General features: G+C 71.6%; 1 protein-coding gene. It reads left to right on the top strand.

The genetic code is table 11. The annotated features are described in order from the left end of the window. Positions 1 to 644 precede the first annotated feature (644 nt). Positions 645 to 2,832 (top strand): ribonuclease E/G (locus tag AX737_RS23790; protein ID WP_066925681.1); only part of this gene is annotated, 2,188 nt, incomplete at its 3' end.

Genomic DNA, 2,832 nt, shown 5'->3' with positions numbered 1-2,832 from the left:
TCCGTACGCTCATCCTCAAGGGTTCCGCGGCGTCCCGCGTCTCCCTCTCGGCCATACCTCCGGCGTCGGTGACGCGCGGAGCCGAACGCGCGTGAGGTTGCCCGTACGAACCGGGCCCTTGCCAAATCCCTGCGACGATCTGTAATGATAGCGACCCCCTCCGGGTCCCGCCATTCGCGGCCCGCGGAAGCGCCGAACGCAAGACAGGCTTCGGTCGCGTCCGCGCCGTCGGTTCTCAGCGGCGGCCGTCGGATTGGCAGTCGGGCCGGGGGGTGTCGGCTCAGGCGTCGGGCTCCAGGGCTCCGGCGCACGGTTTTTCAGATTCACGGCCGGCCCGAACCGGTCGAGATGTCTTCGCGAGGTCGGGGAAAGGATGGGCGGACGCACAGCAACGGTTGCCGCTGCTCGTGCCGCAGGCGCGCGTGTCTCGCGTCGCGCCGGTTCGTCCCTCCCCCCGGCCAGGTTCAACCCCGGGCACGCGCGTGCGTGCCGCTCGGCGGTTGGCGCCAATCCCTTCCGTTCAGACCCCGCGGCCTCGGCGACGAGGCCGGTACGAGCGCGCCCCACGGCCTCGCGGCCGGGGGCGGCTCCACCGGGATTCGGGCTCAGGAGAGCGACGTCGGCCGCCATGTCGAAAGTTCGTCATGGCCAACAACAAGATGCTCATCGACGCGATGCACCCGGAGGAGACCCGGGTCGTCACGGTCCACGGGTCTAGGGTCGAGGAATTCGACTTCGAGGCCGCCAACCGGCGCCAGCTGCGCGGCAACATCTATCTCGCCAAGGTGACGCGGGTGGAGCCCTCGCTCCAGGCCGCCTTCGTGGAGTACGGCGGCAACCGCCACGGCTTCCTCGCCTTCAACGAGATCCACCCCGACTACTACCAGATCCCGCTCGCCGACCGGCAGGCCCTCCTCGAGGAGGAGGCCCGCGACGCCGATGAGCACCGCGAGCGCGAGGAGCGCCGCCGCTCGTCGTCCCGCCGCTCGCGCGGCCGCCGCGCCTCGGCCCGCCGCAGCGAGGCCGACGCCACGGTGAGCGCCGAGGAGACGGCTGCGCCTTCGGCCGACGCGGCCGCCTCCGACATCGCGCCCGCGGACGAGGCCGTGCCGGTGATCGGCGGCGACGCCTCCGCCGACCTGCCCGACGCCGCCATCGCGAGCGCCGAGACGCCCGAGGCCGACGCCATCGCGGCCGCGCCGTCCGCCGAGGCGGACGAGACCGCGTCCGCCGAGCTGCCGGTCGAGACGGCCACGGCCGGCGACGCCGAGCGCGCCGGGGCCGAGGAGACCCGCGCCGAGGCGGACGAGGCCGCGCCCGCCGCCGTCACGGGCGAGCCCGCCCCCGGCCCGGATGCCGAGACCCGCACTGCCGTCGCCGAGGCCCTGACCGTCGCGGACGCGCCCGTCGCCGAGCCGGATGAGGAATCCGACGAGGAGGACGAGGACGAGGATCACGACGAGGACGACGAGGAGTCCGACGAGGACGAGGATCAGGACGACGAGGGCGACGAGGACGAGGACGAGGAGGACCCCGACGCCGAGCCGCGGGTCGCCCAGGTCGGCGGCAACGGCGACGCGCTCGCCGAGATCCCGGACCGTCCGCGCGCCCCGCGCCGGCACTACAAGATCCAGGAGGTGATCAAGCGCCGCCAGATCATCCTGGTGCAGGTCGTCAAGGAGGAGCGCGGCACCAAGGGCGCGGCGCTGACCACCTACCTGTCGCTGGCCGGCCGCTACTCGGTGCTGATGCCCAACACGGGCCGGGGCGGCGGCATCTCGCGCAAGATCACCTCGGCGGCCGACCGCAAGCGCCTGAAGGAGGTCGTCTCCGACCTCGACGTGCCGGAGGGGATGGGCGTGATCCTGCGCACGGCCGGCGCCTCCCGCACCCAGCCCGAGATCAAGCGCGACTTCGAGTACCTGATGCGGCTGTGGGAATCGGTGCGCGCGCTGACGCTCACCTCGATGGCCCCGGCGCTGGTCTACGAGGAGGGCTCGCTGATCAAGCGCGCCATCCGCGACCTCTACAACAAGGACCTCGACGAGGTGCTGGTGGCGGGCGAGGAGGCCTACCACGAGGCCCGGGACTTCATGCGCATGCTGATGCCCGGCCAGTCGAAGGTGGTGAAGCCCTACCGCGACACGACGCCAATCTTCGCCCGCTACGGGATCGAGCAGCAGCTCGACGCGATGTTCTCCACGCACGTCTCGCTGAAGTCGGGCGGCTACCTCGTGATCAACCCGACCGAGGCGCTGGTCTCGATCGACGTGAACTCGGGCCGCGCCACCCGCGAGCACGACATCGAGGACACCGCGCTCAAGACGAACCTGGAGGCCGCCGAGGAGGTCTCCCGGCAGCTGCGCCTGCGCGATCTCGCCGGCCTCATCGTGATCGACTTCATCGACATGGAGGAGAAGCGCAACAACCGCGCGGTCGAGAAGAAGCTCAACGAGTGCCTGAAGTACGACCGCGCCCGCATCCAGGTCGGCCGGATCTCGCCCTTCGGCCTGCTCGAGATGAGCCGCCAGCGCATCCGCACGGGCGTGCTCGAATCCTCCTCGATCCCCTGCGCGCATTGCGGCGGCTCGGGATTCGTGCGGGCGACCGCCTCGGTGGCGCTCCACATCCTGCGCTCGATCGAGGAGGCGCTGCTCAAGTCCGCCTCGCACAACCTCGTGCTGCGCACCCGCACCGAGGTGGCGCTCTACATCCTCAACCAGAAGCGCGCGCACCTGCGCGAGCTCGAGGTGCGCTTCGGCGTGACCGTCACCATCGCGGCCGACGAGCGCCTGGCCGCCACCACCCCCTACCAGCTCGACCGCGGCGAGC

Origin of the sequence: Methylobacterium sp. CCH5-D2, assembly GCF_001556475.1 — a bacterium.
GTDB classification, from domain to species: domain Bacteria; phylum Pseudomonadota; class Alphaproteobacteria; order Rhizobiales; family Beijerinckiaceae; genus Methylobacterium; species Methylobacterium hispanicum.
Note: the sequence above shows the minus strand (reverse complement) of the source record. Positions and strands in the feature narration are given on the sequence as shown.